Genomic DNA, 7,338 nt, shown 5'->3' with positions numbered 1-7,338 from the left:
GCGCGCCAGATCGAGGCGGCGCCCATCCTCATGGTGGCCGTGCCGGGCGAGGACGCGAGCGATGCCACGCTGTACTCGCTGCGCCAGGCGGCGGCGCGCTCGCTGGGCATCCGCCCCGGGGCGCGGCTGGCCTGCGTGACCGTGATCTCGCCCTCGGCCAGCAGCGCATCGGACAGCGAGCGCAGCGAAACCACGCTGCACCGCCGCCACCTGGTGCGCCTGCGCCAGTGGTCCGCCGGGCTCGACCTGGCCGGCCACAGCGCCAGCCACCAGGTGATCGAGGCGAGCGATGTGGCCCAGGCCCTGGTGCGCTACGCCCAGGGCAACCGCGTGGGCGTGATGATCCTGGGCGCGGCCACGCACGGTGTGCCGCTGCAGCGCTTCATCGACACCATTCCGATCCGCGTGGCCCGTGATGCGCCATGCACCGTCATCCTGGTCAAGCAGCAGTTGCCCTTCACCGAACTGGCCGGGGGCGACAATGCTCCCCATGGATAACCTGCCCGGCACCGAGCCCACCCCTTCTTCTTCGCATCCCTACGCGCCCCTCACCCCCGACCTCGTGCTGGACGCGCTCGCCAGCGTGGACCTGTACGGTGACGGCCGCCTCATGGCCCTGGGCTCGTACGAAAACCGCGTGTACCAGGTGTCGCTGGAAGACGGCAGCCGCGTCGTCGCCAAGTTCTACCGGCCGGGCCGCTGGAGCGATGCGCAGATCCTGGAAGAGCACGCGTTCGCCGCCGAACTCGCCCAGGCCGAGGTGCCCATGGTCGCCCCGCTGGTGCTGCAGGACCGCACGCTGCACCAGCACGCGGGCTTCGCGTTCTCGGTCAGCCCCTGGCGCGGCGGGCGCACGCCCGAGCTGGACGACTTCGAGGTGCTGGAGTGGATCGGCCGCTTCCTCGCCCGCATCCACACCGTGGGCGAGGCCCGGCCCTTCGCGCTGCGCCCGGCGCTGGACGCGGCCACCTTCGCGCAGGAGCCGCACGACTGGCTGCTGGCCCAGGAGATCATCCCGCTGGACCAGCAGTCGGCCTGGCGCAGCGCCTGCGAAGATGCTATTAAATTAATAGCACAAAGTGCATGGAATACCTCGGCAGGCGGCACGTTTGCCTTGAAGGATGCGCGCCCGCTGCGCCTGCACGGCGACTGCCACCCCGGCAACGTGCTGTGGACGCCCACCGACCGGCCCGGCGGCGGCCCGCACTTCGTGGACCTGGACGATGCGCGCACCGGCCCGGCCGTGCAGGACCTGTGGATGCTGCTGTCCGGCGACCGCCGCCAGCGCACCGTGCAGCTGTCCGCGCTGCTGGACGGCTACGAGCAGTTCCGCCCCTTCGACCGGCGCGAGCTGGCCCTGATCGAGCCGCTGCGCACGCTGCGGCTGATCCACTACAGCGCCTGGCTGGCGCGCCGCTGGAACGACCCGATCTTTCCGATCAACTTCCCCTGGTTTGGCAGCAGCGACTACTGGCGCGGGCAGGTCGACATGCTGCGCGAGCAGATGGAGGCGATGCAGGAAGCGCCGCTGTCGGCATAAGAGCAGCGAGCACAAGATGCTCGATGGCCTTAGCGGCCCTGCGAAAGGCGCATGGACGGATGATCCTCTGCCAAGCCCGCGCGGTTCTGCAGGTCGTCGATGGCATCCTCGTGTCTCTGGATGACGGGCTCCACTTGCCTTCCCAATCGTTCGGACTGTGCGGTCAACAATTGCACGGCACCCACCGGGTCATCGCCCAGGTCGATGCGTTGAGAGTTCTGGCGATTCAGCGTTTGCTGCAGCGCCGTCAAATGTCCCGCCGCTGACTGCACCCGCGTGCGCAAGGATTCGAGTTCCCTGCGTACGGGCGAACCAAGCAACTCATTGGTGTCGGGGCCCAGCAGTCCATTGATTCTCCGTTCGCGGGACCGCAGCCCGGACAGCGCCGCATCGACGCCGAACGCAGCCGATGCCGATTGTTCGGCCTGCACACCGGCATTGGTACTTGCCGTGCCTTGATCCTGACGGCGGCGAACGGAAGCGTTCCCGCTGGAGCCGCCGATGCAATTGCCCATGAAGCTGTCCTCCAGTTTTTGAACGGCCCATATTCCCTGAAAGCGCTGGGCAACGGCGAGGCAAGGCGAAGAACGGAGCATTCAAACGAAACCGCGGCTGCCAATGCGGCCATGTCTGCGCGCGACACAAGGGACCCCGGCGCACTCGAAGCGCCACCGATGCGTCGATGCCACGAATACATACCGCGGATTTTCGATGAATGTTAACAATTGTCACATTCCAACCGATAGCGAAATTAAAAGGTAGTTTCGGCACCTCGCCGCGCCCTACCGGCGGTCCGTATTCCATTGCCTTTGCCGTTTCCTGGTGTCCCATGCGTATCGCTGCCCTTGACGACGACCCGATCCTGATGGAGCTGATCCAGGCCTCTGTCGAACATGCCGGGCACCTGTTCCACCCCTTCACCGAGGGCACCAGCCTGCTCAAGGCGCTGCGCACAGAGACCTTCGATCTGCTGATCGTGGACTGGCACCTGCCCGACATGAGCGGCATGGAAGTGGTGCGCACCCTGCGCGCCGGCCTGGCGCCGCAGATGCCCATCCTGTTCGTGACGCGCCGCAATGCCGAGCAGGACGTGGTCGAGGCGCTCAACTGTGGCGCCGACGACTTCATGACCAAGCCCATCCGCATGGGCGAACTCATGGCCCGCACCGCGGCGCTGCTGCGCCGGGCGTACCCGTCCACCGTAGCGCGCACGCTCGATTTCGGCCGCTACCGCTTCGAGCCCAAGACGCGCACGCTGTGGATGGACGGCACGGCCGTGGACCTGAAGAACAAGGAATACGACCTGGCGCTGTTCATGTTCCAGAACGCGGGCCGCCTGCTGTCGCGCGAGCACATGCGCCAGAGCGTCTGGAGCGAGGTGCAGGACGTGCCCTCGCGCTCGCTGGACACGCACGTCTCGCGGCTGCGCAACAAGCTGGCCCTGTCGCCGGAGAACGGCTACGTCGTCAACGCGGTGTATGGCATGGGCTACCGCCTGGACGTGGTCGACGCCACACAATCCGCCTGAGCCTGGGCGCCAGCGCCGGCGGCACGCGCCGACGACTCTCTCAGCCCCCTGATCCGCCATCCATCAAAAAAAAGGGCGGTCCCGCATTCGGGACCGCCCTTTTTCCCTGGAGGTGAGCCCCCCGTGCCAGGTCAGCGCCGGCGCGGGCCGTGGGACTGGCGCAGCGCCAGTCCACCCAGCAGGCACGACAGCAGGATCAATGCCCACTGCGACAGCGTCGGCACGCTGGCGATCGCATCGGGCGGCGGCTGCACGGTCGTGGTCTTGCTCGACGTGTTGTTGGTGGGGTCGGTGTCGCCCGGCGCGTCCAGCGTCGCCGTGTTCACCAGCGGTCCGTTGCCGGTGTAGGGCTGCGCCAGGCGCGTCTTGACGCGCAGGGTGCGGCTCGCGCCCGCCAGCAGTTCGCCCACCGAGCAGGTCACCGAGGTACCCGCAGCCACGCAGTCGGACGAGGAGACGAACGTCAGCCCCGCGGGCAGCGGGTCCACCACCTGGGCGCCGTTGCTGGTCAGGTTGCCGTTGTTGCGCACGGTGAAGGTGTAGTCCACGTCCGCGCCCGGGGCGATCGGGCCATCGGGGCCGGCCTTGAGGATCGACAGGTCGGTGGCGATCGGGTCGCGCTTGGTGGAGGTCTGGTCGTACGTGGTGTTGTTGACCTGCGTGTTCTGTCCGCCCTGCAGGAACTCGGTTTCGCTCACCGACACCACGGCCCTGTGGAAGATCGTGCCCGACGCGGCCCCGGCCGGCAGGCTCGTCGCCTTCATCTTGAACGTGATGGTGGCCACCTCGTCCTTGGCCAGGCCCGGGAAGGTGCACGACACGCCGCCCGAGGTCGCGCCGATGGCCGGCACGGTGCAGACGCCGCCCTTGTCCACCGTGAGGCCGCCCGTGAAGCCGAATGTGGCCGAAGAGGCGCCGTTCGTGGGGTGGGTCACCGGGAACGTGTCCGTCATCACCACGTTCGTACCGAACGACGGGCCCGAGTTCTTCACGGTGATGGTGTAGGTCGTCTCGGCGCCCAGGGCGATGGCGTCGGCGCTGTGCGCCATCGACACCAGGATGTCCAACTCGGGCTGGGTCAGCGTGATCTCGGCCGCGGCCTGGTTGTTGGTCAGCACGGGCTCGTCCGTCGCGGTGCCGATCTCGACCGTGTTGGAGAGCTTCACGCCCGGGGCCCAGGCGCCCGCCGCACGCAGGCGGTAGGTCACCTCGTACTGGCCGCCATTGGCGAGGAACACGCTGTTGCCCGTGGTGCCCCAGCGGCAGTTCAGCGTGCCGCCGTTGCCGGGGGGCACCGCATCGCACACGCCGCCGTTGGAGGCGACGGGCGTGCCGATCAGCACCCCGTTGGCGGGCAGCACGTCCCTCAGCCACACGTTTTCGGCCGACGACGGGCCATTGTTCCTGGCGCGCACCACGTACGTGATGGGTTCGCCCGAGATCGCGGTCGGCGTGGGCGAGACGGTCTTGGAGGCCACCAGGTCCACCCGGGCCGTGACCTGGCTCGTCACCGATGCGGTGTTGTTGCCCAGGACCGGGTCCACCACTTCGGGCGAATAGGCCGTGGCGGTGTTGGTGCGGTTCGCGGTGGTGGCCACCGTGGGCCGGATCGCCACGGTCACCGTCGCGCTGGCGCCGCTGTTGAGCGTGCCGAGCGAGCACAGCAGCGTGGCGGTGTTGACGTTGGACGCGCCCGAGGGCGTGCAGGTGCCGGCGGTGGTGTTCACCGACACCAGGCCCGGGGCCGATGCGCTGGTCACCAGGCTGGGCAGCACGTCGCGCAGGCTCACGTTGGTGGCGGCGCTGGTGCCGTTGTTGGTCACCACCATCGTGTAAGTCAGCACGTCGCCGGCAGGCACCGTGGGCTTGTCCACGGATTTGACGATGCTCAGGTCCGCCTGCACCTCGTTGCCGGGGGTCTGGTCGGATGCGCCGACGCCCACGCCCTGGCAGTTGATGCCGTGCGCGGGGTCGGTGTACCACGGGTCCTCGCGGGTGCCGCCCGTCTCGGGGCTGAACTTCACGCAGGCGTTGTTGGTGGCCGAGCCCGCGGTCGTGCGCACTGCGTTGACCACGATGTCGGGGGCATTCGCATTCACGGCCAGTCCGGCCGTGCGCTCGCAGGTGAAGGTGCCCGGGCCCACCAGCGGCAGTGCCGAGCAGGTCCAGCCCGCGCCCGAGGCCGCGTTGAGGCCCGTCAGGGTCACGCCGGCGGGCACCGAGTCGGAGACGACGATGCTCGGGGCGGCCGGCACGGTGGCGGCGGCCGGCGCGATGGCGAGCGGTCCGCGGTTGCGTGCCGTCAGGCGGTACTGGTAGGTCTGGCCGATGGCCACGGCCACGCCCTGGCCGTTCACGTAGTTGGACGCGGTCTTCGTGATCTGCAGGTCGGCCACGTTGGTCGCCGTGATGAAGACGCTGGCCGGCGAGTTGTTGGTTGTGTCGGGATCGGTGCGGGTCGGCACGTCGATCGTGACGGTGTTGGGCAGCGTGCCCGTCTGCTGCACCAAGGCCACCACCGTGATCGCCGGCAGGTTGCTGAAGTTGGCGCCCGCATAGCCGCCGGGCAGGTCGCAGGTGATCACCTGGCCCGCCGCGCTGCAGGTCCAGCCCGTGCCCGTGGCGGACACGAACGACAGGCCCGCACCCAGCGTGTCGACCACCTGCACGGGCACGCCGGTGAGCAAGGTGCCGCCGTTCAGCCGGGGCGTGACCGTGTAGGTCACCTGGTCGTTGAGCCCATAGGTCGTGGCACCGTTCACGGCCTTGGTGACGGAGACGTCCGAGGCCGTGCCGGCCACATTGACTTCGGCCGTGCCGGTGTTGTTGGCGGTCTGCCCGTCGGGCATTTCCGTGGACGCATCCTTGTAGCCCTTGACCGAGAACGACGTCGTGATGGAGCCGGTCACATTGGGAGCGGCGTCCACCTCCAGCGACGGCACCGTGCCGCCATTGGCCAGCGCACCGGCGTGGGAGCAGGTGACCACCGTGGCGGGCGTCGGCGCGCCGGGGGACACGAGCGGCGAAGCGTTCGAGGCCGTGGGCGTGCAGGTCCATCCGTTGCTGCCGCCCACGCGGGTGAACGAGGCGCCCGTGGGCACGCTGAACATCACCTCCACGCGCCCTGCGGCGGGAATGCCGATGGGTCCCTGGTTGCTCACGTCCACCACATAGCGGTAGGGCTGGCCGGGTGAGAGCGGGTTGCCGGGAGGCGCCGTGGGGTTGGTGGTGACGGCCAGGGCCAGGTCGGCGGCCTCGGTCGTGGTGATGCGGCGGTCCAGCGCGTCGTTGCTGGGGTCCGAATCGGTCTCGTTGCGCGTCACGCGGGCGTTGTTGATCCAGTTGGTCGAGACCGTCGGAAGCACCACCTCGAAATCCACCACCTTGGTGGAATTGACCGCCATCGAGCCCAGGTCGCACTGCACCGTCTGGTTGGCGACCGTGATGGCCGTGCCAGGGGTGATGGCCGGAGTGCAGGCCATGCCCGCCGGGGTCGTCGTGACCGACTGGAACACCGCGCCCACGGGCAGCTTGTCGGTGAGGACCACGCCGGTGGCCGCGCTGCCGGTGTTGTGCCGCACCGTCACCACGTAATGGAAGGTGCCGCCCGCCGGGCCCGAGGCGGATGCGGGCACCGCGTCCTGGTTGACCAGGATGTCGGTGGTCTGGGCCAGCACGGCCCCGGGTGCCAGCAGGCACCCGGCCAGCAGCAGCCCGTATCCCCGCCCGCCCGGCAGGCCGGGGCGGGCGGCAGGTCTGCGCGCGGGCGCAGAAGCGAAAGCAGCAGGCCACAGCAGGCCCGCAGCCCGCCGTGCAAAGGAAAGAACCATACCGATCTCCAGATTGTTGTAGTGAGCAGGTCCGGGCACGCCGCGACGCCGCGGGGGCCCTGGCGAGGGCCGGAAGGGGGTCGTTGGCAAGGGAGGACCGGCGCGCGGTGCCTTGCCTGCGTGGCCGGGAGTGCCGCGAATCTAGGGGGTGGGCTCTGCGGTTTTCAGAATTCAACAATTGTTGACATTCGGTCTTGCATTTGTGCGTTCGGCACCACATGCAGCGCGCGCCGCAACGTCCGTCGGCATGGGCCTTCGGCCTTCCCGCGCTGCCCATCGCGGACACTTGCCGGCATGCTGCCCGCCTTCCTTGCCGCCCTCCCCTTTGCCGGCGTGCCCACCGTTCGTCCCACCCGCCCCCCACCGCTCCGGTCCGTTTCGTGGTGGCGGCTCCGCCCCCTGCTGTGGCTCGGCCTGGCCTGCTGGGCCGCGCTGGCCGG

At 69.0% G+C, this 7,338-nt stretch carries 5 protein-coding genes; 3 read left to right on the top strand and 2 right to left on the bottom strand.

The genetic code is table 11. The features are described from left to right. Together AC27KI_RS16070 and AC27KI_RS16065 are read left to right on the top strand one after the other, a co-directional pair. Nucleotides 1-498 (top strand): universal stress protein (locus AC27KI_RS16070; protein ID WP_487114718.1); only part of this gene is annotated, 498 nt, incomplete at its 5' end. Next, a complete protein-coding gene (locus AC27KI_RS16065) occupies nucleotides 491-1,540 on the top strand; it encodes a serine/threonine protein kinase (RefSeq protein ID WP_487090089.1) in 1,050 nt (349 codons plus the stop codon). The genes AC27KI_RS16070 and AC27KI_RS16065, both read left to right, overlap by 8 nt. A gap of 29 nt (nucleotides 1,541-1,569) precedes the next feature. Here the strand turns inward: AC27KI_RS16065 and AC27KI_RS16060 are convergent, their stop codons facing one another. Further along, complete coding sequence (locus tag AC27KI_RS16060; RefSeq protein WP_487114716.1) at nucleotides 1,570-2,136, bottom strand: hypothetical protein; 567 nt, start codon at nucleotides 2,134-2,136, stop codon at nucleotides 1,570-1,572. Nucleotides 2,137-2,369: 233 nt separating this feature from the next. Here AC27KI_RS16060 and AC27KI_RS16055 point away from each other — a divergent pair, with 233 nt between their 5' ends. Then, on the top strand, nucleotides 2,370-3,068 hold the full coding sequence (locus tag AC27KI_RS16055; protein ID WP_284429532.1) for a response regulator transcription factor: 699 nt from the start codon (nucleotides 2,370-2,372) through the stop codon (nucleotides 3,066-3,068). Between the two features lie 131 nt (nucleotides 3,069-3,199). Here the strand turns inward: AC27KI_RS16055 and AC27KI_RS16050 are convergent, their stop codons facing one another. Continuing rightward, nucleotides 3,200-6,898 carry an IPTL-CTERM sorting domain-containing protein gene (locus tag AC27KI_RS16050; protein ID WP_487090091.1) on the bottom strand — a complete coding sequence of 1,233 codons (3,699 nt, stop codon included), beginning with the start codon at nucleotides 6,896-6,898 and terminating at the stop codon, nucleotides 3,200-3,202. Between the last annotated feature and the right edge of the window lie 440 nt (nucleotides 6,899-7,338).

This window comes from Acidovorax sp. KPB24-03, assembly GCF_057546605.1.
The sequence above is the reverse complement of the archived record's forward strand: the minus strand, read 5'-3'. Positions and strand labels throughout refer to the sequence as shown.